The organism is Pueribacillus sp. YX66 (assembly GCF_041725775.1).
Taxonomy (GTDB): domain Bacteria; phylum Bacillota; class Bacilli; order Bacillales; family UBA6769; genus Pueribacillus.
This window is the reverse complement of the sequence record NZ_JBEUEL010000009.1, coordinates 1-23,982: the sequence shown is the minus strand read 5'-3', so window position 1 is coordinate 23,982 and position 23,982 is coordinate 1. Positions and strand designations below refer to the sequence as shown.

At 38.3% G+C, this 23,982-nt stretch carries 20 protein-coding genes and 1 pseudogene; 20 read left to right on the top strand and 1 reads right to left on the bottom strand.

Features of this window, described 5'->3' with window-relative positions:
• Positions 1–155: 155 nt before the first annotated feature.
• From ABU914_RS05910 to ABU914_RS05840, 15 genes are all read left to right on the top strand, one after another.
• The gene (locus ABU914_RS05910) at positions 156–1,919 is read left to right on the top strand and encodes an ABC1 kinase family protein (protein ID WP_379668810.1); all 1,764 of its coding nucleotides are present in this window, start codon (positions 156–158) and stop codon (positions 1,917–1,919) included.
• A gap of 184 nt (positions 1,920–2,103) precedes the next feature.
• Positions 2,104–2,430, top strand: coding sequence for a hypothetical protein (locus ABU914_RS05905; protein WP_379668809.1), 327 nt, complete (start codon positions 2,104–2,106; stop codon positions 2,428–2,430).
• Between the two features lie 485 nt (positions 2,431–2,915).
• Positions 2,916–4,691, top strand: a complete 1,776-nt coding sequence (locus ABU914_RS05900; protein ID WP_379668808.1) for an ABC1 kinase family protein — start codon at positions 2,916–2,918, stop codon at positions 4,689–4,691.
• A gap of 22 nt (positions 4,692–4,713) precedes the next feature.
• Complete coding sequence (locus tag ABU914_RS05895; RefSeq protein WP_379668807.1) at positions 4,714–5,046, top strand: hypothetical protein; 333 nt, start codon at positions 4,714–4,716, stop codon at positions 5,044–5,046.
• Between the two features lie 42 nt (positions 5,047–5,088).
• Positions 5,089–6,189: a Zn-dependent alcohol dehydrogenase gene (locus ABU914_RS05890; RefSeq protein ID WP_379668806.1), complete on the top strand. Its 1,101-nt coding sequence runs from the start codon at positions 5,089–5,091 to the stop codon at positions 6,187–6,189.
• A 23-nt stretch (positions 6,190–6,212) separates the two neighbouring features.
• Positions 6,213–7,703, top strand: a complete 1,491-nt coding sequence (locus tag ABU914_RS05885) for an aldehyde dehydrogenase family protein (RefSeq protein ID WP_379668805.1) — start codon at positions 6,213–6,215, stop codon at positions 7,701–7,703.
• A 362-nt stretch (positions 7,704–8,065) separates the two neighbouring features.
• Positions 8,066–8,677 carry a DUF6230 family protein gene (locus ABU914_RS05880; protein WP_379668804.1) on the top strand — a complete coding sequence of 204 codons (612 nt, stop codon included), beginning with the start codon at positions 8,066–8,068 and terminating at the stop codon, positions 8,675–8,677.
• A gap of 104 nt (positions 8,678–8,781) precedes the next feature.
• Positions 8,782–9,366 carry a DUF6230 family protein gene (locus ABU914_RS05875; protein WP_379668803.1) on the top strand — a complete coding sequence of 195 codons (585 nt, stop codon included), beginning with the start codon at positions 8,782–8,784 and terminating at the stop codon, positions 9,364–9,366.
• 57 nt (positions 9,367–9,423) lie between these two features.
• Positions 9,424–9,912, top strand: a complete 489-nt coding sequence (locus tag ABU914_RS05870) for a DUF6114 domain-containing protein (protein WP_379668802.1) — start codon at positions 9,424–9,426, stop codon at positions 9,910–9,912.
• 62 nt (positions 9,913–9,974) lie between these two features.
• Positions 9,975–12,437, top strand: coding sequence for a hypothetical protein (locus ABU914_RS05865; RefSeq protein WP_379668801.1), 2,463 nt, complete (start codon positions 9,975–9,977; stop codon positions 12,435–12,437).
• Between the two features lie 176 nt (positions 12,438–12,613).
• Positions 12,614–13,864, top strand: a complete 1,251-nt coding sequence (locus ABU914_RS05860; RefSeq protein WP_379668800.1) for an immunoglobulin-like domain-containing protein — start codon at positions 12,614–12,616, stop codon at positions 13,862–13,864.
• Positions 13,865–14,580: 716 nt separating this feature from the next.
• Positions 14,581–15,597, top strand: coding sequence for a DUF6801 domain-containing protein (locus ABU914_RS05855; protein WP_379668799.1), 1,017 nt, complete (start codon positions 14,581–14,583; stop codon positions 15,595–15,597).
• Between the two features lie 13 nt (positions 15,598–15,610).
• Positions 15,611–16,216: a class D sortase gene (locus ABU914_RS05850; protein WP_379668798.1), complete on the top strand. Its 606-nt coding sequence runs from the start codon at positions 15,611–15,613 to the stop codon at positions 16,214–16,216.
• 73 nt (positions 16,217–16,289) lie between these two features.
• Positions 16,290–17,075, top strand: coding sequence for a DUF6230 family protein (locus tag ABU914_RS05845; RefSeq protein ID WP_379668797.1), 786 nt, complete (start codon positions 16,290–16,292; stop codon positions 17,073–17,075).
• Between the two features lie 26 nt (positions 17,076–17,101).
• Positions 17,102–19,285 carry a coiled-coil domain-containing protein gene (locus ABU914_RS05840; protein WP_379668796.1) on the top strand — a complete coding sequence of 728 codons (2,184 nt, stop codon included), beginning with the start codon at positions 17,102–17,104 and terminating at the stop codon, positions 19,283–19,285.
• Positions 19,286–19,319: 34 nt separating this feature from the next.
• Here ABU914_RS05840 and ABU914_RS05835 read toward each other — a convergent pair whose 3' ends face one another.
• Complete coding sequence (locus tag ABU914_RS05835) at positions 19,320–19,745, bottom strand: DUF2243 domain-containing protein (protein WP_379668795.1); 426 nt, start codon at positions 19,743–19,745, stop codon at positions 19,320–19,322.
• A gap of 125 nt (positions 19,746–19,870) precedes the next feature.
• Between ABU914_RS05835 and ABU914_RS05830 the strand changes: the two genes are divergently transcribed.
• The 5 genes and pseudogenes from ABU914_RS05830 to ABU914_RS05810 all read left to right on the top strand — a co-directional run.
• On the top strand, positions 19,871–20,326 hold the full coding sequence (locus ABU914_RS05830; protein ID WP_379668794.1) for a hypothetical protein: 456 nt from the start codon (positions 19,871–19,873) through the stop codon (positions 20,324–20,326).
• 254 nt (positions 20,327–20,580) lie between these two features.
• On the top strand, positions 20,581–21,963 hold the full coding sequence (locus ABU914_RS05825) for a DUF5011 domain-containing protein (protein ID WP_379668793.1): 1,383 nt from the start codon (positions 20,581–20,583) through the stop codon (positions 21,961–21,963).
• A 278-nt stretch (positions 21,964–22,241) separates the two neighbouring features.
• The gene (locus ABU914_RS05820) at positions 22,242–22,970 is read left to right on the top strand and encodes a FadR/GntR family transcriptional regulator (protein WP_379668792.1); all 729 of its coding nucleotides are present in this window, start codon (positions 22,242–22,244) and stop codon (positions 22,968–22,970) included.
• Complete coding sequence (locus ABU914_RS05815) at positions 22,970–23,692, top strand: (Fe-S)-binding protein (protein ID WP_379668791.1); 723 nt, start codon at positions 22,970–22,972, stop codon at positions 23,690–23,692. The genes ABU914_RS05820 and ABU914_RS05815 overlap by 1 nt, the downstream gene beginning before the upstream one ends.
• A 1-nt stretch (position 23,693) precedes the next feature.
• Positions 23,694–23,903, top strand: a pseudogene (locus ABU914_RS05810) (amino acid dehydrogenase); the annotation flags it as partial.
• Positions 23,904–23,982: the final 79 nt, after the last annotated feature.

The following is a 23,982-nucleotide window of genomic DNA, read 5'->3' as shown; positions in this document are numbered from 1 at the left end:
AAAAAGCTACCATGCAAATGTAGGGGTTTTTCCCCGACATCTAGAAGTACGACTGGTGAAGTCGTTATATTTTCACCATAAAAATGAACTTACTTTTCCGAAAAGTAAATTTTCGTAAAATTTCGTCTTATCAGACGAGTGAGGAGGGATAGTTCTTGAGTGTTGTAAAAGAACAAACATCACCAACGCCAATCGATCGTTCAATCGATCTTGAGGCTGTCGGCAAAGCAATTGAAAAAGAACGAGCAGCGATTACAGTAGGTCGACGAAGAAGAAAAATTGTCTCGGTATTTGTAAAAAACGGACTAGGAATGTTGCTCAAAGATTCGATTACTAGAAAGTTAATGGGAAAGGAAAAACGAAGCCGTACCGAACGAGAACATATGCGCAAAGTTGGAATCCGGTTGCGTGAAGCGTTCGAGGAGTTAGGTCCAACTTTTATTAAGTTAGGGCAAGTTCTTGTTACTCGCCAAGATTTATTTCCAGAAGAAATTACACTAGAGTTAGAAAAATTGCTAGATAAAGTTCCCCCAATCGAATTTTCTAAATTACAGTACATTATGGAAAATGAACTTCCGAATGGAATGGATACGTTCGAATGGTTTGAAGAAGAACCTCTTGGATCAGCATCATTAGCCCAAGTATATAAAGCAAAATTAAAAGATGGTCCAGTCGTAGCAGTAAAAGTCGTACGTCCAACTGTTGAAAAGCTATTCCAAACAGATATTGGAGTAATAAAGAAAATGACTGGAATGCTTCGTAAACGATTGCCGCCTGAGTTATCCGCATCGCTTGATGTTACTGGATTAGTTAACGACTATTATAGTAGTGCGATGGATGAGCTGGACATGATTGAAGAGTCACGGAAAATGTTAGAAATGACAAAATATCGTAGCAAAACAGAGTATGTTGATGTACCAAATATCCACACCGCAACGAAAAATGTTTTAATTATGGAATTCATTGACGGATGGCTCATTAAAGATTTTCCAGTAGATTTCTTTACATTTGAAGAGCGTGTAAAAATAATGATAGACCTCGTTCACCTTTATGTGCAGCAAATGCTAGATGGTCATTATCATGCAGACGCACATGGGTCGAACATTATGATCTGTAAACACCGCAAAAAAGCGATTGTAATTGACTGGGGAATGACAGGTCGAATGGATAGCGTTTTAGCACAAACGTTAATGAGAATTATCATGCATATCCAGTTAAATCAGGCAGAAGATGTAGCTGAAGTGAATATGGAGTTGTTCACACCGACAATTTATACCGACGTCGTTAAATTGAAAGACCAATTGAGAGCGCTTGCATTACGTTACGTCAACGCTGTTCAAGGCAGTGACCGCTACAATTACGGAAATCTTGTGTTGGAAGCGACCGCAATTGGACTTAAAAACTACTGTAAAGTTCCAAATGGTTTAGCACTTTGGGCGAAAGGATTCTCAGCAACTGAAGGTGCTGCGCGTTGGATTTGTCCAGAAATTTCGTACGGTGAAGTTGTTGAAGCGTATGAAATTCCAATCTTAAAAAGTATGTTAAGTAAGCGCTTTGACTATCGTGCGAACTTTAGCTTATTAACTGAAACTGCTAAATTGGTAACAACATTTCCTCGCCGCGCAACACGGATCATGGAAAATCTTGCAGAAAATAAAACACGATTAAACTTGCAAATTCAACCAGATGTTACGGTTAGAAATACGTTAAACCAAATTACAAATCGCATCGCATTGGCATTAGTGACATTTGCGATGATCCTTGCAACTGGCTTCATAATTTCTAGTATCCCTGATAGTACCTTTTTAGGAATGCAAAAAACAACGATTGCTAACGTCAGTTTAGCCATATCGATTATACTTTTCTTATTTACTCTATGGCGACTGTTACGAACGAGGAAACATCGCTCTCTCTTTTAGAATTAAAACGGTTAGGATTTTCTTCATTTCAATGAGGAGATGAATAACCGCCTTCTTTTGACCTAAATGTATTCAAATAATACGTTGTAAAAAAAGTATATGAAAGAGCTAAACTGTAACGCCAAATACGTCTAATAAACTAAAGTTTCGCCGTATCTCAAATGAAAGGAAGGGGGTATACAAAGTGAGTGAAGAACATGAAGATTTAACGATGAAACAACGAATTGATGCGTTTTATCGACAAAGTGGTGGACCAGGAAGTCCAGAAATCGCAAAAATATTGAACGAACATTTAATCTACGGGAAAGACCACGGTGTACGCGGAAAAAAAGAAGATGTTCGTGATGCGTTTACTGAAGTATTTTTAAGTGACCGCTCGACACAACCGGTTGTTCTCGGTTTGATGAAATTAAGAAATGCAGTAAGACAAGAATGGGAACGATATTTAGAAGCGCGTAGGTCTAACTTAGATGAAAAACTTGAACAACTGAAACGTGAAAAAATTGAATAATGTTCGTAAACAAAACGGCTTTACTCTATATTTTTAGGGGTTAGCCGTTTAGTTTTTTTATAGCACACAGTTATAAACTTAATTGTGCTCATTTTATTATGAGAGAAGACCTATTTGATTTTTCTGTAATTAAAAATTTTTTAGCATTAACCTACGATTGTAGTGTTTATTCAATGGAAAAAGTCCGTAACTTTTACATTATCCTAAAAATAGTGATTGTGATGATGGTGTACGCCCTCTCATGATGTTAGTTTAAATCTTAAGTATAGGCTTTATCGATGCAAGAAACTTACGATTTCTCACACGCAAAAACATGATACGACATTTGAGGGATAGTTTTTGTGGAATAGTTTTACTACAATTTTAATAAATCTAATAATAATGACAAATGCAGCTAAATTTGTCATTATGCTGAATAGTTATTTCAATAGCTTCATTAATGAAATCATCCGATCATAGACGAACAGAATTAAGGAGGACATCTAGTGAGTACAGTAAAGGAAACTGTTTTTGAGACAGCAACAGCTTCACGTGAGGATCGGCTGTTAGCGCTATCCTCAATTGGAGAAGAGATTGAAAAAGAAAAAGCCGCGATCACGTTAGGACGACGGCGAAGAAAAATCATCTCTGTTTTTGTGAAAAATGGATTAGGTTTATTATTGAAAGATTCAATAGTTAGAAAGTTGTTAAGTAAAGAAAAACGAAATCGAACAGAAAAGGAGCATTTGCGTAAAGTTGGCATTCGACTTCGTGAGGCATTCGAAGAGTTAGGTCCGACTTTCATTAAACTAGGTCAAGTTCTCGTTACTCGTCAAGATTTATTTCCAGAAGAAATAACACACGAATTAGAAAAATTGTTAGATAAAGTTCCACCCATTGAATTTTCGAAACTTGAATATATCATTGAAAAAGAATTGCCAAATGGGATGGATACTTTTGAGTGGTTGGATGAAGATCCACTCGGTTCTGCTTCGCTCGGTCAAGTATATAAAGCAAAACTGAAAGATGGCCCCGTCGTTGCGGTTAAAATTGTCCGTCCAACTGTTGAAAAGTTGTTCCAAACAGATATTACAGTCATTAAGAAAATGACGGCAATGCTAAAGAAGCGACTTCCACCAGAATTATCGGCTTCCATTGACATTAATGGATTAGTTGATGACTATTATAGTAGTGCGATTGATGAACTTGATATGACGGAAGAAGCTCGTAAAATGCAAGAAATGAAAAAGTATAAACGCGTCAGTGAACATGTTGATGTACCTGACGTTCATATAGCAACAAAAAATGTTTTAATTATGGAATTCATCGATGGTTGGTTAATTAAAGATTTTCCAGTAGATTTCTTCACATTTGAAGAACGAGTTAAAATTATGATCGACCTCGTCCATCTTTATGTCCAACAAATGCTTGATGGGCATTATCATGCTGACGCACATGGTTCAAATATTATGATTTGTAAACATCGCAAAAAAGCGATTATCATCGACTGGGGTATGACTGGCAGAATGGACAGTATTATGGCACAAACGTTGATGAGAATCATTATGCACATTCAACTGAACCAAGCGGAAGATGTTGCAGAAGTTCATATGGAGTTAATGTCCCCAACGATTTATACCGATGTTGTAAAATTAAAAGATGAATTAAGAGCACTTGCGTTACGTTACGTCAATGCTGTACAAGGTAGCGATCGATACAACTATGGTAATCTCGTTATGGAAGCAACAGCGATTGGGTTGAAAAATTTTTGTAAAGTTCCGAATGGATTGGCTCTTTGGTCAAAAGGTTTTTCGGCAACAGAAGGGGCAGCTCGGTGGATCTGTCCGGAAATTTCGTATGGAGAAGTAGTTGAAGCGTATGAAATTCCAATTTTAAAAAGCGTATTAAATAAACGGTTTGACTATCGGGCAAATTTTAGTTTACTTTCCGAAACAGCGAAATTTGTCACAACATTTCCAAGAAGGGCAGCACGAATGATGGAAAATATTGCAGAAAACAAAACCCGTCTTAATTTGCAAATTCAGCCTGATCCCGTCATCCGAAACACGCTAAACCAAATCGCGAATCGAATTGCTCTTTCTCTCATTACTTTTGCAATGATAATTGCAACCGGTTTCATTATCGCGAGTATGCCAGATGGCATTTTTTTAGGAATGCAAAAAGCAACGATTGCGAACATTGGGTTGACCGTTTCGATTTTACTTTTCTTATTTATGCTTTGGCGTCTTTTTCGAACGCGAAAATATCGCTCGCCATTTTAATTGAAAAAGGGAGGTAATTCTAATGAGCGATGAACAAGAACAGTTAACAATGCAACAACGTATTCAAGCGTTTTATCGACAAAGTGGAGGACCTGGAAATCCCGAGATTGCTAGAATTATTGATGAGCATTTGAAATATGGTAAAGATCATGGAGTAAAAGGTAAAAAAGAAAATATTAAAGATGCATTTACAGAAGTTTTTCTAAATGACCGTTCGACGAAACCAGTCGTTCTTGCGCTTATGAAATTACAAATGAATTTGAAGAAAGAATGGGAACGTTATCTTGACGCCCATCGTTCGGTTTCGCACGAACAGTTAATCGAAGAATTAAAGGAAAAGAAATTGAATAAATAAAAAATCCAAATTTTTCAAATTAAAAAATGAGGGGGAATTTTTTTGAAAGCAGCAGTGTTACATCAATATGGACAAGAATTAAAAATTGAAAATGTCGACTTAGAAGAACCACGTAAAGGGGAAGTTCGCGTCAAAATGAAGGCGGCAGGCGTATGTCATAGTGACCAGCACGTCATTGATTTAACGTTGCCGTTACCAGTACCAATTATTCTTGGACATGAAGGTGCAGGAGTTGTTGATGCTGTTGGAGAAGGTGTGACGAGTGTTAAAGTTGGGGATCATGTAGCTCTTAACTGGGTTCCGTCATGTACAAAATGCTATTACTGCCGAACAGGTCGTCCTGATATGTGTGATGAAGCGGCAAAAATTTCTGCAATGGGAACGATGCTTGATGGGACGACAAGATTTTCCCTTAATGGGAGAAAAGTGTATCAGTTTCCCTTAACTGGAACATTTAGTGAATATACTGTCGTACCGGAAAGTTCTGCAATCCCAATTCGGGAAGATGTTCCTTTTGAATATGCTGCACTTGTCGGTTGTTGTGTCATTACAGGTGTAGGTGCGGTAACGAATACAGCGAAAGTAGAACCAGGGAGCACAGTAGCAGTAATTGGCTCAGGTGGTGTCGGATTTAACGTCATTCAAGGAGCAAGCTTAGCTGGTGCAAAACAAATTATTGCCATTGATATTTTAGATGACAAATTAGAAAAGACGAAAACATTCGGTGCTACGCATACGGTGAACGCAAAAGAAAAAGATCCGGTTCGCGAAGTACAGAAGTTGACTGATGGACTAGGTGTAGATTACGCATTTGAAGTGATCGGGCGTCCAGAAACAATGGAACAAGCATATATGATGACGAGAAAAACAGGTCAAACGATTGTAGTCGGGGTTGCAAAACCAAATGATAAACTTTCAATTAACGCGTTTTCTTTGCCGTTCCAATCAAAAACAATTACCGGATCATGGTTAGGTCAAGGAAATCCAGCAGTCGATTATCCGAAACTATTAGACTTAAATGCAACTGGTAAATTACAGCTTGAACCTCTCGTTTCAAAAGTGTATTCACTAGATCAAATTAACGTCGCGTTCGAAGATTTAAAATCAGGTAAGAACATTCGCGGTGTCATACGTTTTGAGTAAATTAATAAGAAAGTAGGGATAGGATGAGTATTTCCGTAAATACGAAAGAAGCACAATTATTTATTGGTGGCAAGTGGGTGGAATCATCATCTGGTCACACATTTGAAGTCATTAATCCGGCATCTGGAGAAGCGTTCGCAACGGTGCCCGATGCGAACTCGGAAGATGTGGAACGTGCCGTAAAGTCCGCTCAAAAAGCTTTTGAATCACGCCGTTGGCATTCCATCCCTCCGCTTGAACGAGGAAGAGTGTTACGGAAAGTTGCTGAGTTAATCCGTAAACACCAACAAGAACTTGCACAAATCATGACACGCGAAAACGGGATGCCAATCAATATGGCAACGTTTGTCGAAATCCCGATGGCTGCTGATTGCTTTGATTTTTTCGCATCTCTCGTTGTGCAACCGCAAGGGGAAGTCGTGCCATTTTCATTAAGTGCTCCGTCCGAACATCTCGCATGGACGATGAGAGAGCCGATTGGCATCGCAGGTTTAATCACACCGTGGAACTTCCCGTTACTTATGCCAGCTTGGAAAATTGCACCTGCGCTAGCGGCTGGTTGCCCGAGTATATTAAAACCAGCTCCAGAAACACCGTTAACGGCTTTAAAATTAGCAGAACTTTGTAAAGAAGCAGGTGTACCAGATGGGATGCTTCACATCTTAACTGGAAAAGATGAAGCGGGCAAAACGATTGTCAGTCATCCGGACATACCAAAAATTGCTTTTACTGGCGAAACAACAACGGGTAAACACATTTTACAATCTGCTGCTGAGAACATTAAACGAGTTACGCTTGAACTCGGAGGAAAATCACCGAATATTATTTTTGAAGACGCTGATCTTGATGAAGCTGCAAGAAGTGCATTGTTCGGGATCTTTTACAATTCGGGACAAGTTTGTCAAGCCGGAAGCCGAATTTTAGTTCATGAATCTGTGTACGACGAGTTTTTAGAGAAGCTTGTTGCAAGAGCCAAGAAATTAACCGTCGGACCTGGAACAGAAATGAAAAACAATCTCGGTCCTGTCATCAGCAAAGAACAGTATGAAAAGATTTTGAATTATATCGAAATCGGAAAATGTGAAGGAGCCACATTACTTTGTGGAGGAAACGTACCTGAAGAACAGAAGGAAGGTTATTTTATTGAACCAACAGTCTTTTCAGATGTATCATCGTCGATGCGAATTGCCCGTGAAGAAATTTTCGGTCCAGTTGTAGGTGTCATTCCGTTTAAAGACGACGACGAGGCTGTACAAATTGCGAACGATACGATTTATGGCTTGGCAGCGGCAGTTTGGACACGTGATATTAAACGCGGACTTCGAATGGCCCAACGAGTAAAAAGTGGAACACTTTGGCTCAATACGTATCAAGTACTTTCACCGACAATGCCGTTTGGCGGCTATAAGCAAAGTGGTATCGGAAGGGAATCAGGCATTCAAGCATTGCACAATTTCTTAGAAACAAAGTCAGTTATTGCTGATTTGAACGAGCGTACAATCACATTATTTTAAAAAGCGAAAAGTATGAAAATGAAGCTGTTGTGTCTAGAATTTGCAATGGCTTCGTGCTACATTACTACATTAATTGTTACATTAAACAGAAAGTCCTTAACAGAGGATGAGTTTGCCTTATTTGACTGAACTATGACAAAACTTCTTTTTACAAACGGTAGTTTTTTATAATATTTTGCAAGACTCCATACAAATGTAGGTAAGCGTTTTCATATTTTTAAAAAAACCTATAAATATAGGGTATGTTTTCTTAAGTTAATAATTTACAATTTGATATAATAATTCCTATTGTATTCCGTAAGTTCATATTAACACTGGTGAATCGTTGAAAAGCTTCGACATCACTAAGAGGAGGTGTGAAAGTGAATGAAAAGACAGAATTTGGCTCAATTGTGAAATGGAAGCTTTTCATAGCACTCTTTATAGGTTTTTTACTTCTTGGCTTAATAACTGTTACTCTAGGGATCACCAGTACAGCATTTGGGTTACCCATTGGCGGAATAGGGGAGTTTTATGTTGCTTTTGATCGGCTTGAAGGAACAGGATTTTTATTAGATTCTAACATTGAAAAAAGAGGCAAGTCTGATCAGGCACCACTCGTTCGCAACGAAATCGAAGATGCAACTGTTTACGGTTTGCACATATACAAAGATTTGCAATTGCCGGTATTTGGCTTGATTCGTTTGAATATTAAGTCTTCTGAGCCAACGGAGATAAAAGGGCTTGTGCAAAAAGCACGTTTTATCGAAGCGAACGTAGATTTTGTAAACTTAGGTATTAGAAATCAAGACATGACACAACTGACTTCAAATAGGTCACTTTTGGGGAAAAATGCCGATGTCGTTTCGTTAACGGATGTGAAAATGGTGACGGATTACTTATTTCAAGATATCGTCTCCTTAACAGGTATGACTGTATCAATCGAAAAAATTGATTATTCAGAACAATGGGAAGATATCGATGTTAGGAAATAAATGAATCTGTAACTAATATTCAAAGTGGCGATGTTTTTAATTTGTAGACCTTAAGTTTATCATGTTTAAAGTTTTAGTCGTTTAATAATTTGGAGGTGACTACGTTGCAAGAAAACGTAATGATTGTTGGTCAAGTAGCCAAAAAGAAATTTTTAGCGGCACTTCTCGCTGGTCTTTTAGCTTTCGGAGGAATTGCAGCATTTTTTGGATTAACGACAACTGCTTTCGCATTGCCATTAGGTGGAATGGGAGATTTTTACGTTATTGTTGATGAGTTAGAAGGTACGGGGTTCAAACTACAGCCTCAAGTCGGTGAAACAGGAAATGCAGATGCTGCTCCGATGGTGCGAAATCTTATTGACAAAGTTGAAATCAAAGGGTTAACAATTTACAAAGATTTAAAATTACCAACAGGGAAATGGATAAGAATTAACATTAAAGCTCCAAGTGCTTCGATTCAGGGACTCACACAAGATGCTCGTTTTATTGACGCGAATTTAGCTTTTACAGAAATGAGCATAGCAGAAAAGAATTCAGACGATTTCACAGAAAACTGGACTCATAATGCTGATACAGTCACGATTACAGACGCAAAAATTGTCACAGATTACTTATTTCAAAACTTTGTATCCCTTAATGGAGCAAAGATTTCTATTGATAACATTGATGGTCCTGACTTAATTGAATAATTGACATGAAAGGGTGAATGTTCACTCTTAACCCTTCGAAAAAGGGAGCGGATGCCAATGAACAGAAAAGAAAAGAAAATGTTAAAAAGGCAGGAAAAACTACAGAAAAAACATGAGAAAATGTTGGAAGCTAGCAAGTTTACACTTTGGAGAAATAGCCGTCCATTTTGGGGGGCGACGTTAACTCTACTTGCTGGTTTCATGATTTTATACATTCCGATTCATCTATTTGCCCTTGCATTTACGCCAGGAAGCTATGCCATTTTAGGAATTTTATTCGGTGGATTGATTGTTTTGATCGGAATTCTAGCGTATTTTTATCCGCACCTCTCTACATTGTTTGGAATAGTAACAATTTTTTTATCGGTACTTTCTATAATGGGGGCACTTGGTGGGTTTCTCATTGGAACTATTGTCGGCATTGTTGGAGGGGCAATTTTAGTCGGCTGGAATTCAGAATCAGTTACGATCTCTACCGATAAACCGAGTCAAAAGAAAAAGAAAAAAATCGAGGGGGATCAGTCATCAACGCCGGCGTCGTTATAACACGGGTATAACATAATAGAGGGGGTCAATGGAGCAAATAGTTTGCTAGGGAGAAGGTTATCATGAGTGATATTTGCTTTCATCAGAAACGAAGCATCCTATCTAGCTTGTTTTTCATGTTCGTGCTTGGGTCGTGTTTATTCTCCCCAGAATTAAAAACCGCTACGGCTAAAGATAACCATAGCGGTGGTTTTGTTATACACTCTGAAAAAGTTGACGGAACGATCAACATCATCGCAATGCTATTCGGAGAAGTGGACATTAGTGAAGGGAAGATTTACGGTTTAACGATTACGAAGACATTAACTACACCACAAGGCAATTTGATCGTGAAAATTAAATCACCAGGTCCCGTTCCAGTGTCCAACTTAACTGGGAAAACGTTAGGAGGCCTTAGCTTACCAAAAGGAATCTGTGAACCTGGAAAATTCGGGTATATTTGTTTTGAAGATGTCACGATGACATTGAGTGAACAACAAGTCGATTCAATAGCAATCCCGAATGCTACCATTGAAACTTGCTATGAACAGGATTGTCCTGAAAACAAACAGGAGGAAGTTGAAACACTACAAGCGTCCGATGCTGAAGTGAAGACTTTGGAAGAGATAAACGATGAACTCATAGGATTGCATGAACAATTAACGATCGTCGATGATTTGCTCATGAAAGCAAAAACAATTGAAACGACGATTCGTAATGAGAAGCAGCCAGAGCAAATTAAAAAACAAATTGAACGCTTAGGGAAACATTTACAAGATGCTGACGCTCTATTATCAATGGCTAACGATATAAGTGGATGGTATAATTCATTTAACGAAAACGCAACAGAATATGGATTAATTTCTGGAGTTGTAGAAGATATTTTAAAACAAATGTCAAAGCTCCTTAAAGAACATGAGCAATATGTAGCAGAGTTAGACGAAGCACTCCATGTGTTTGAAGGACGAGATGCGGATAGTGATAACGGTCCGTTCGATGAGAAACATCGCGCTTATTTACAATCACTTATGAATCAGTTTGAATCAGAAGAAGATTTGAATTTTACTGAAGTCCAAAAACAAATCGTAGACATTAAAGAAAAAATAAAAGCGAAACAATCTGAAGCGAAAGATGTTGAGGAAAACCGTCAGTTATGGAACGAGCAACTATCTTCGTTCCACACTACGATCCATCATCGTGGCAACGCAATCGCTGAATCTGAAAAATTTACCGACAACGAGCGTGAGAAAATTACTTCTGTATTAGATGTCGCAGACCCACATAAATTCATTGAAAAGCAAATCAAAGATCTCGTATTACAATCAGAAGATCCGGAGATCTATGAAGATCTGGAGCGTCTTGAAACTTTTCTTTCAGATGTGTTTAAACAGCTTGAATCTAGTAAATTATCGATTCAACATCTTGAAGAGATCGCCAATTTAACAGAGGAAATTGAAACTGCACTAAGTAGTCAGCCGGAGGGTGAAGGCGCATCCCAGTTTCAAGCCATTGAGAAAAAACTTGCGGAACTTTCAGAACTAGCGAATATGCCCGAGCAAATGGCAACAACGTATAAGCTCACGCCATTACAAGATCATGAGAAACATTCGTTCCGAGTGATGATGCTTGATCAAATCGAAAGATGGCAGCAACTTCCGAAAATTTTCTCTCGCGAAATACGCGATCATCAACTTGAACAAATAGTGGAAGAATTCAATGGTCTGAAGGAACAAATTGCGAATTTAAAAGAGAAAATAGAAGAGAATTTGGACGAACTTGAAATTGACGGAGAGTTTATGAGCGGGGAAGAAGCAGATGACGATGATGGAGAGTCATTGGATCGAATGGTGCCAATACTTGATCGCCTCATTAGCACACCGATACCGTTGCCGAGTGAACAAGGCTCACATCTAAATGATGTGAACGAGTCTCAGTCTGGAGAGAAATCGTCAAATCAATCAGCTGAAAATAAATCTACTCATAGTGAAACGAAACCGGATAAAAATAAGGATAAATCACCACCGGTATCATCATCACCAGTGCAAAAACAACCACCGAAACAGAATGAACTAGACGATAAGCGTAATCAACAACTAATCGATGCAGCTTTACGTCAAGGACAACAACATGTTAATTCAATACGTAAAACAACGAAACAAGCTGATGGTAACTTGAAAAAGCTCGAACAAACATCGACAGATTTAACGAGGGTGATCCTTGGAAGGCACGCAATTAAGGCTATTCCTTCTGGTGAGTTCGATACGAACTTAAGAAAATTAGAGCGACACGTCAATAGCTTAGATAACCCTGTGAAGCAACTTCGTAGTTCAATTGACAGGGCAAGTCAATTACTAGATAAGCAAGCGAACGCAAACCGTGAGTTATCAGAACTAAAAGCAACATTACAAGCAGTCATTGTATTGAAAATACGACTAGAAAATGTTAGGGAAACATTAAACACTTATCCAGACTATGTTGTGTTTGTCAATACAAAACGAAAAAATATCGATAATGTACTAAAAAAGTTTGATCCTATGCTGAAGTAAAGGTAATGGAAAAGGCTCAAAGGTGAACAATCGCTTTTGAGCTTTATCATTAGGTATTACGCTCGTTTAATGTAAAATGATTAACAGGAAATTTAAGAAATTTCAATGAAGGGGTGTAAAAAAATAGATTAACAGATTTAATGAACTGAAAATTTATAAAAGGGGGATTGCATATAATGAAGCATGTTCTTCGTTCCATTTATTCTTTATTATTTAGTTTTATTCTTATTTTATCCATCTTTTCATCACATGCATTTGCCGAGAGACCAACGTTACAATATGTTGCACTTGGTGATTCATTAGCTGCCGGCTTTTTAAATTCACAAGAGCTTGGTGATGGTTATCCAGTATACATAGCGGAAGGCATTGAAGAAGAAACACCTTATTATGTAAATTTAATCAATTATGGTGTCGGTGGATATACAACAGTTCATCTTTTAGAACAATTAGAACGATCAGATGTACAACAAGACTTGTCGAATGCTGATTTCATCACGATCGACATCGGAGCAAATGATATTTTATGGAAAATCGGGACAGATTTCGATTTATCTGATCCTGAAGAGTTAAATAGAATTATACAGGAAGTAAATGAAGCGATTTCAACAGTAAAAACGAACGTAACCGAAATATTGTCTCAAATTAAACAATTGAACCCTGAGGCACCGATCTTTTTTATGGGTTACTATAATGCACTTCCATATTTAGATGGTCAAGAGATGATTGAATTAATGATCTCCATTTTGAATAGTGCTCTTCAAGATGCATCTGAAGAAACAATTTTTGTGCCGACTTTTGACGCTTTTAATGGCAAACACGACATCTATTTACCGAATCCAAATGATATACACCCAACGAAGGAAGGTTACGAAGTTATCGCTTCCCTTTTCCTAACTGAAATTTTACCAATACTGCCACCTGTAAGCTCTATTCTTGAAATTACACTGCATGGAGATAATCCACTTGAACTAGAGGTAGGTGAGCCGTTTATAGATCCTGGTGCTTCAGCGTATGACAGCATTGATGGTGATTTAACGGACGCAATCAAAATCACTGGGGAAGTAAACACGAACGAAGCCGGCACATACACACTTACGTACACTGTAACGAATTCGTTAGGAGAAACTGTTTCAGCTGACCGAATCGTTCACGTAATGAAAGTCGATGATTCGGCGAATGATCCGCCACCTCAGGTTAAACCAAAACAACCACAACCACCTACGAACGACAGTAGTAAAAATGATACTCCAAAAAAGAAAGAGGAGCCAAAAATAACGACAAAAACTAGCAAAACAACAACTGGTGAAAAACTACCTAGTACTGCTACGACGTATCCAACATTTATTTTAATTGGTATTTTGCTTACGATAGCTGGCTGTAGTTTCTTCATAATGAAGCAAACTTTTGCTAATCGAAATATCGTTTAAAGTGTTACGAAATGTTAGACATCATTTTATAAATCCGACAAAAATAGGTGATGATTCATGCTAAATCCGAAGTTTATAGGATGTTTAAATGAGAAAATATTTATATGAGAAGATAAGATTTGTTTAATAGGCGAAAATGGGTCACAAGCATATGTGTTGTGACCCATTAATTAGAAAATATAAAATTACTTCGATATTCATGAATTGACTATAAATACCTATAAAAGTAGGGTGATTATTTTAAATTATATGAATTTTGGCAGAGTGTTATAAGTCTTATAAATAAAAAATAAGGTTTCTGAATCCTGTTTTGGATTACTCAATTCATCTATATTTCTTTCATTAAGCCTAAGAATAAAATCAAATTTCAATCATTAATTGGAGAATCCAATGATTCTTAAAAGGTGCAAATGGGAAAAAATGTAGAACCCGACAATCATCGGGTGTTCAAAATAATCAAAATATATTAACTTTATATTAGAGTCTGAAGATTTCTACATCTGACTCTTTGCTAAAAATAAACCTTGTAGGTCGTTTGCAAGTAGAAAAACAGGAAGATGTCAACTCGATTTTGCAGATACAACAAGAATGGCATCGCTTTCAATCGAGGAGGTGATTAAGAGAATTCAGTAAAAAGTTGCTTTATTATACACAACAAAAAATTAGTTAAGGAGGCGTTCAAAATTAAAGTAAAAAGCATCTTTAAAAAAGTTGCAATGACTGCTTTAGCGATTCCGCTCTTGTCTTTTTATTCATCTAATGCACCTGCTCCTGCAGTACATGCAGCTGGAGAGGAACGAGAAGTAACCGTAGAACTTACGTATTATTGTGAAAGTGTGACGAACTTTGATATGCCGGTAAAAATTACAGCCATCGCTCCAACTTGGTTAGAGCCAGGTGAAGTGAATTATTCCGGAAACTCTTACACCGAAGTGACGATCCCTGCAGATGTAGTTAATATTCTTCGGGATATCCTTCAGGTTGAAGCAATTTCTGGAACTGTAACTCGTTTTGATGTCAGTTCTACTAACACTAATAAAACGATAAACGTAGCGGAACTCTATGATATTGAATTTCCATATACAGAAATTCCAGCATCTGGAGGAATCACTGTGCGAGTACCAGAAACAGGAGGATTTGATGTAGGTCCATTTGAAGCTGGTGAATCAGGAGAAATGGTTTTTAAAGCAGGACAAATTGATACGAATTTAATTTCCCATGGTATTTTAGGAGATACCGCATTACCTGCAGAGTGTTCACCTAAACCAGGTGAAGATAACACGATTGTGACAATTCCGATTGGAGAACCAGGTGATCCAACGGATCCAGACCCGACAGATCCAACAGATCCAGACCCGACAGATCCAACGGATCCAGATCCAACTGATCCAACGGATCCAGACCCGACAGATCCAACGGACCCAGGCCCGACAGATCCAACGGACCCAGGCCCGACAGACCCAACTGATCCAACGGATCCAGACCCGACAGATCCAACGGACCCAGACCCGACAGATCCAACGGATCCAGGGGATGATGACGACGGAGACGATAACGGTGATGGCAAAGGTAAAGGCACCGGAACTGGCGACAAAGGTGATGACGGCAAAAAAGGTGGTTTACTGCCTAAAACAGCTACAAGTACACCGTTCTTAATCTTGCTCGGTACATTGATCGCACTGGCTGGTGGAGCATTGGTCTTTTTCAGAAAGAAAAAAGTTATGACTGAATGAGGATGATTTCACGATGAGAAAACTAGGCCTCGTTTTTCTCATCCTCGGTGTTGGGATTGTTGCTCGCTATAGTTATGAGTATTGGCAAGCAATGAAGTCTGTCAATGTAGCTGGTAGTGAAGCGAATGCCTCCACCGTTCATCAACAACCTGCTTTTTCGGAAGCGGATTTAGTTGATACATTGGGGGCTAAACCCAACTTTGATATTGGTGAGGGTGTAGCGAATCTAGTTATTCCAAAAATAAATACGTCATATGAAGTTTATTGGGGCACAGACGAACATACATTATCAAAAGGTGTCGGGATGTACGTTAGTGAATGGACCGTTCCTCCTGATGGAGAACGACATACTGTCCTTTCTGGTCATCGTGATACGGTGTTTCGTCCACTTGGTGAGCTAGAGGATGGTGATCGATTATTCGTTTCGTATCTTGGGGTCGATTATGAATACGAAATTAATAAAATATGGATTACTCATGCAGAAGATCGAACGGTTATCGTTGAAAAAGAAGAACCGACACTAACATTAACAACTTGTTATCCTTTTAATTATATTGGAAGTGCTCCCGATCGTTACATCATTCAGGCAAATCTCGTACAAAAAGGAAAGTTATTATGAAATTTCACCATGTGACACACATGCCGTTTGAGCGGTATGTGTGTTTCTTTTAAAAAGGGAAGAGGTGAAAAGTTTGAGGAAAGAAGATATACACGTACATCTTGGCTATACGATTAAGTCAAAAGTCTTTCTTGCTCTACTCGCAGGTTTTCTGTCATTGGGAGGCGTGGTTGCTTTGTTCGGTATGACAAGCACAGCTTTAGCACTACCTGTAGGTGGTATGGGTGATTTTTACGTTAAGTTTGAAAAGCTTGAAGGCGAAGGTTTTTCCCTGCATCCACATATTGGGGAAACAAGTGATGATGATGCTGCTCCTCTCGTTAGAAATCAGATGGAAAAAGCAACGATCGAAGGTTTGCATATATACAAAGATTTAAAATTACCTGGAGACCATTGGATTCGGATTAATGTGACAACATCGGAGCCAACTACGATTAAAGGTTTAGTTCAAGATGCAAAAGTCGTTGACGCTAATCTAAGTTTTGGTGAGATGACGGTAGCGCAAAAAAATACTTCAAAAATGTCAGCTTTGGAAGCATTTAAACAAAATTGGACACATCAAGCGGATACCGTTACGATTACAGACGCGGAAATTTCAACTGCTTATTTATTCCAATCTGCAGTTAATTTGCAAGCTGCACAAATTTCGATTGAAATGCTTGATGGACCATATGATGGCCCGAGTATTGGACGAGATCGGCCAGGTGGAGGAAAAGGTTCGGGTCTTGATCATTCAGCTGGCGGAGGAAAACTGCCGAAAACAGGCACTCATTATCTCGCATTGATTTCAGTCGGTGCTCTTTTAATATTGTTTGGTGCCCTGTTTGTATTTAGAAAAAAACTTAAATTTTTAAAGTAAATGCGAATGAATGAAGGTGAAGTTTGATGAAAACGAATCGAAAAGTTCATAAGCGAATCTTCCACTTCACGATTGCACTTATCTTCATCATTGGATTTTCTTGTCCTTCGTCTATATCACTTGCTCAAGAGGAGGAAGTTGATGATGTTGGACATAGCGGTGGATTTATCGTAAAAAGTGAAAAGATTGAAGGTGTCATGGATGCTTTCGAAATAATGCAAGGAAATGTTGATATTCCTGAAGGGCAAATTACTGGTTTAACGATTACGAAAATACTTACTGAAACTGAACACGGTACACTTGTCATAAACATTAAATCTCCGGGGCCTGTGCCGCTTGATGATTTAAGGGCGAAATCAATAGGTCTTCCCTTCTTTGCCTCTCTATGTGAGTCTGAACAAGAAGAATGGCTCTGTATGGAAGGAGTCGAAATGACGTTAAGTGAACAATCGGTAAATTCGATTGTTCTTCCAAATGCCACTGTAGAAACTTGTTATGAAGGTCAATGTGAGGACGACAAGGAAGAAGAGATAGAAGAAATGAGCATCATGCTTGATGAAAGCAAAAGTGTGGAAGATATTGAACACGATCTCAATAGTGTGAATGCAATGATGCATGTCGTTGAAGAACAGATTGAACGTGCAGAAGAAACAGATCAGGCGATAACTGATGATGAACAGGAAGAACGGGTAAAACAATCGTTGGAGAACTTTGATATAAATGAGATAGAGCTTGATGAACTCGAGGTTATCGCTAATGACATTCATAACAATTACTCAACATTTAATAAACATGTTAGTCAACTCGCATTAACAACAGCTGTCGTTGATGATATCTTGAAACATATGTTGCTCATTCTTGAACAGGATGAAAAAGAAATGACAAGACTTGAAAACGAAATTGATGAAGCTAATGAAGCGATTTCGGAACAAAAGCAAACGCAACAGACACAAGAAGCTTTAGCTGAAAATGAGGAACTTGCTAAAAGTATTTCGAACTTAAAAGAATTGATGATGGAAATTAAAGATAAAATTGATAAACATCAACGTGCACTTCATCCGTTAGAAAAATCAAGCGAAATATTAACTGAAAAACTTACCCAATATTATGAAAAGATTCAATTAAAGGCAGAAAAAGTTGATAAATTAGAAGAGCGTGATGATAAGCAAATCCGTAAAGCATTAGACGTTGCAGAACCGGGAAAAGATCTTGAAAAGCAATTAAGCGACATGATGCAGCAGATGAATGATACCGACTTGGTTAATCTAACAACAAAACATGACCAGTACATTAAAGAAGCGAGTGAGCAAGCGAAGTCATCTGTACTTTCCGTACCGTTAGCGAAACAAATCGGACAACTCGATGCTCGGATTGAAGAAAATATTAATGAAGAGTCAGCCGCTTGGGATGAACAGTCAGATCAATTAAGTGAATTAGAAAGAAAGTTTGAAGAACTTGTTAGCCTCATTCAGTTACCTGAGACACTTTTCTTAGAGTATAAACTGAACGTCTTGCTTGAAGAAAAACATGATTATCGTGTGGAGATGTTTACAAATATTAGTCAGTGGCAACAGTTTCTTTCCGATCTTAAGGAAAAACAAGAGCAAATTAAAAATGCATTAGAACAACATGAATTGAATCAAACTTCACTTGATAAGCTTGCTGAAGTCATTATCAAGTATAAACAACGATATACAGTAGCGGAACTAACGACAATCGCCCAACATTTAAACATTGGAACACAGTTAGCACGTGAGCGAAAGCTTTCAGAACTAATTGAAAACGGAAATCATGTCGTAAATTCAGTTACGCCTATCATCGACACGGCTAGCAGCCACATTGAACAACTTGAAGCCATTTTGCCAGGGCTAGTAAATAAAGTTATGGTAGTTAATCTATTGCAAGAGGACTCTCTCGTTGAATTTAAAGACGCTTTTGCTAAGTTTGAGCAGTCTGTTATGAAATTGGAACGACCTGTTAAGCAATTAAACAACCACCTTGCAATTGCTGAAGATTTACTAGGGGATCAGGCTCCAGAACATCAAGAGCTTCAAAAAATGTATGCGACGATGGATACGGTTACGGACATCATGAATCGATTAGAAGTTCTAATCGAAGAATTAGATACATTGCCGTACTTTAGTAAAATTAAAGATGTAGTAAAGGAAATGCAAGCCGTGCAAACGCAGCTAGAATCGGTTCTACAATAAAAATATACAGACTCAATCGGATTTTTCGATTGGGTCAGTTTTTTTGTTGTTTTGATCTACGTAGCATAAGCCAACCGATGATAATAAGCAACAGTCCGACAGCGTCAAACAATATATCAGCTAACAATTGGTATCTACCTGGTTTGACGTGGTGGATTTGTAAGATGTGATGATTAATGATTCCTTCAACAAAGTTAAATAGTCCTGCTCCTAAAATGAAGCTTCCCCAAAAGTATGTTTGTTTTACTTCATGAGGGTCTGTTTTCCACATTAAAATACCTGCAATAAATATAACCATTGTCACGAAACCATGAAACCAACCATCACTCATTACTTGATGAAACCGATCAGTGTACATATAAATACTATGCCATTGTAGTAGCTGATGGAAGATAATTCCGTCAAGCATTCCGATTATACCAATCCCAAACAAGAGTGGTCCGAGAACCTTTTTTTGCATCCTTACTGCCTCCAATCTCTCCTCGTATTATTTCCATTATGTTCCGTTTTCGTTTACGATAAACAGACGATTTTTGGTACACTACATATAGATTAATTTCGGTAAATTGAAGGAGGCATTCGTTTATGACATCGAATTGGACCCCAGAACGGGCGTACCGTATTTTGCAGGAAGTGTATACAGATCAATTGATGCAGGATGAAAAACGGAAAGTGTTTCAAAAGTTGAAAAACCAACTTACTCATTTCTTGCACTATTTAGCAGTCGATCACGCGCTAATTCCGTATGAAGAACGGATGAAGCTGTTTAAAGATTTTGCATATATGCCGGGTGATACCATTTTTTGGTCGATGCAATATTTATTTAACCTTGCTCGTGGGGAAAAAGAAATCGATCGAAATGAGACAGAGAGGCATTTGCAGCGAGTATATCGTGCATTGTTTACACCAGCTGGGCTGCGAACGCCTGCAATACCAGATTCATTTTGGGAAACACCATTGGGCATTGCTTGTCTTATTGCAGAAAAAGGGATAGAAGCGGTCTATCCGATATTAGCGGAAGTTGAAGAAAACATGGAATAGTGTATGTAATCAGATGACGCGACATAGAGTTTTTTACCTACTTCTTTCAATATAGTTGTAATAAAACCCGACAATGTTCGGGTTATATTATGTTTAACGATGATTTATGATTAACTGGAAAGATGTGAAATTCTTTCGCTTCACTCAATGTCCATTCATAACTTTTAATGGTGAAATGAAGTTCAGGAATGTAACCTAGGAAGGGGGTCTATTCGGCTAACTTGTTCGTGTATTAACTTTGAAAGGGGAAAAAAATGAAATATTCATTGAAAAAAACGGTCGTTACATTTTTAATAGTGCCGATGATGACTTTATTTCTGGTACATCTTCATACGGCATATGCAGAAAGTAATCGATCTAACATTGAGGTAACGCTAAATTATGTATGTGGGATTAATTTTCCTGGTTTGCCGAAAACTAATTCTTGGACAGCTACACTAAACACAAATGCACCCAATTCAGTTGCCCCAGGTCAAGAATTTTATTTGACGGATACATCCATTTTGTTAACAACAACGATCAATAACCGTAGTGAATCACCTAGACTAGCTATTATTGAATCAACAAATTTTGTTATTCAGTCAGAAAATACAGCAAATACTTATCCATTTCCTTTACAAGAGTTTGAAACAGAAATTCCTGCCGGCGAAATGAATCATACTTTTTATTTAAACGGTGATTCTCCCGTTGATTTTGGTTCATTTGTTGCTGGTGAAGAAGGGGAAGTACTTCTAACCTCAGATGGTCTTAGTTTAGGAGTTAAATTTGAAGGTGATCCGCTTGCTACGGGTATGGTTTGTGACCCTGTCGAAGGACAGACAACAATCGCAAGGATTCCAATTGACGGAGAAGCACCGGTTATCAATTTAAACGGTGAACTTGAGATGGAAATAAAACGAGGTGATCCATATGAGGAACCTGGTGCGACTGCGATAGATAATATCGATGGTGATGTTTCAGAAAAGATTGAGATTTCTGGTGATGTTGACACATCTACGATTGGAACATATACGATAACGTATACAGTTAGTGATAGCGTAGGTAACGAAGCAACAGCTGAGAGAATCGTAAACGTTGTCGAACCATATGGAACATGGTATACGGGTGAAAGTTCTCCTGATGATAATGTTGGCAGCAATGGTGACCTTTACTTAGATACGACAACAGGTGACATTTATAAACGTGATTCGAACACGTGGACGAAAATTAGCAATTTAAAAGGTGACGATGGTAAGCAAGGTTCAGCGATCCTCATAGGGACAGGTGCACCGGGAACTGACGATGGTAAAGAAGGCGATCTTTATTTTAATACGGAAACCGGTGACGTATATGAAAAAACAGCAAATGGCTGGAAGAAAATTATGAGTTTACAAGGACCTAGAGGTCCTCAAGGTCCGAAAGGAGAGAAAGGACTATCTGGTTCTAGCGGAGGTGGCGATGCTAGTGGTGATGGCGGTGGAAAAAGAAGCCCGAAGTCACTGAGCGGAAGCATAGATAGTGATAGCAAAGGAAAAACTGCTCAAGGTGGTAAACTACCAAAAACAGCCACGGTTTTACCAACGATATTTTTTATTGGTACGCTTCTCATTGCTGCAGGTAGTATTTTGTTTTTAAGGCGTAGACAAGCAACTAATTAATCTTAAATGTTAGCACACGTTTTTGGAGAGCGTGTGCTTTCTTTAATTTCAAAATTATCGTCATTGCTGTAAAGCTGAGTCGTTACTCTTTTGACAAACAATCATGTGTAATGCGATTTATTTCATCTATTTGCGTATGTAGGAGTTTATTTAGGAATTGCGATATTAATAAATCTTGGAAAATAAATGGTTGCATCTCGCTAGGAAAGAAAATATACTTACATTAACATATAGTCATCAGATCACCTAATGACTGAAATGGGTAGGAGTGACGAGGCATGTTACGGGTGGAGCAAGTGCAGACTAAGAAAATGTCTGAAGACGTTGCTGAACAAATCAAAAAGATTATTTCTGATGGTGACTTGAAGCCAGGGGACAAGTTGCCGTCACTACGTTCACTCGCTGAATCGTTTCAAGTTGGACAATCTACGATTCGAGAAGCGTTTAGTGTACTAAAAACGATTGGTTTAATAGAGACGAGACAAGGAGAGGGGACGTTCGTTCGGGCTCATCATCCGCTCACACTACATCAACCGATTTCTGATTTTCTTCTTATTAATAAAGATGACATGATTGATTTGCTCGATGTACGGAAAATGCTTGAGCGGGGGACAGTAGCGTTAGCTGCAAAAAGACGAACCGACGATGATTTGCGAAAGATCGAGAGTGTGCTTAAACAGATGGAAAATGATTTACATTCTGAAAGTTTCGGAGAAGACGCGGACTGGGCGTTTCATTTTGCAATTGCAGAAGCGAGCCGAAATAAAATTGTTATTTCGCTTATGGAGGAGCTATCAACGAAAATAAAAAGCGGGTTGAAAGCGAGTCGTTTGCAAATGTATGTAACTCCTGGCATGCCTGAACAATTATTGGCAGAGCACCGGAATATTTTTATAGCCATTCAAGAACAGAACGTAGAAGAAGCAGAAAAATATATGGTTAATCATCTTGTTGGAGTGCGAGAGCAGTTAATCGCTACGAATCTATTTGAAGGGGAGTCATCGTAATGAAAGTTTCGTTGTTTATTACGTGCTTAAGTGACATTTTTTATCCAGAAGCGGGAAAACATACAGTAGAATTATTGGAAAAATTAGGATGTATCGTTGATTTTCCAGAACAGCAAACGTGCTGTGGACAACCTGCTTTTAATAGTGGTTTTCAAAAAGAAGCAAAGTCCGCGGCGAAGCAATTGATTAAAAGTTTTGAGCAGGCAGATTATGTTGTCACACCTTCGGGTTCCTGTGCATCGATGGTACATGAATATCGAAAACTATTTCACGACGATAAGGAATGGAAGGAAAAAGCGGAGGTCCTCATTAATAAGACGTTCGAACTTACTCAATTTCTCGTGAACGTATTAAAAGTGGAAAATGTAAATGCGGAATTTCCTGCTAAAGTTACTTACCATACGTCCTGTCATATGACGAGATTATTAAACGTTGAAGATGCACCTTTTAAACTATTAAACAATGTGAAAGGACTTGATTTAAAGCCACTACCACATGCTTACGACTGTTGTGGTTTCGGAGGAACGTTTGCTGTAAAAATGACTCCAATTTCGAAAGAAATGGTTGAAGCGAAAGTCCAGCATATTGAAAATACTGGCGCGGACGTTCTCATCGGTGGAGACTGTGGATGCTTAATGAATATTGGGGGGCGGATTAGTCGTAAAGGACTTCCGATTCGGGTGAAGCACATTGCTGAAATTTTGAACAGTGGGGTGAAATGAAATGTCAATGAAAATATCTGATGCTCCATTTTTTGAACGTGTGGAACAAGGGCTCGAAAACCAATTTATGCGTAATGCTGTTCAGTCTGCACAAGATCGGCTAAGGGGACGAAAGTTGCAAGTGACGGAAGAGCTTGGTAATTGGGAGGAGTGGCGCGCATTAGGAGAGGAGATTCGTACTCATACACTAGCAAATCTTGATTACTATTTAAATCACTAGCATTGCATTAATTTAGGCTGAATAATCATAAGACATTGAATGTTTAAAAAACTTGTATTTTTGATACAAA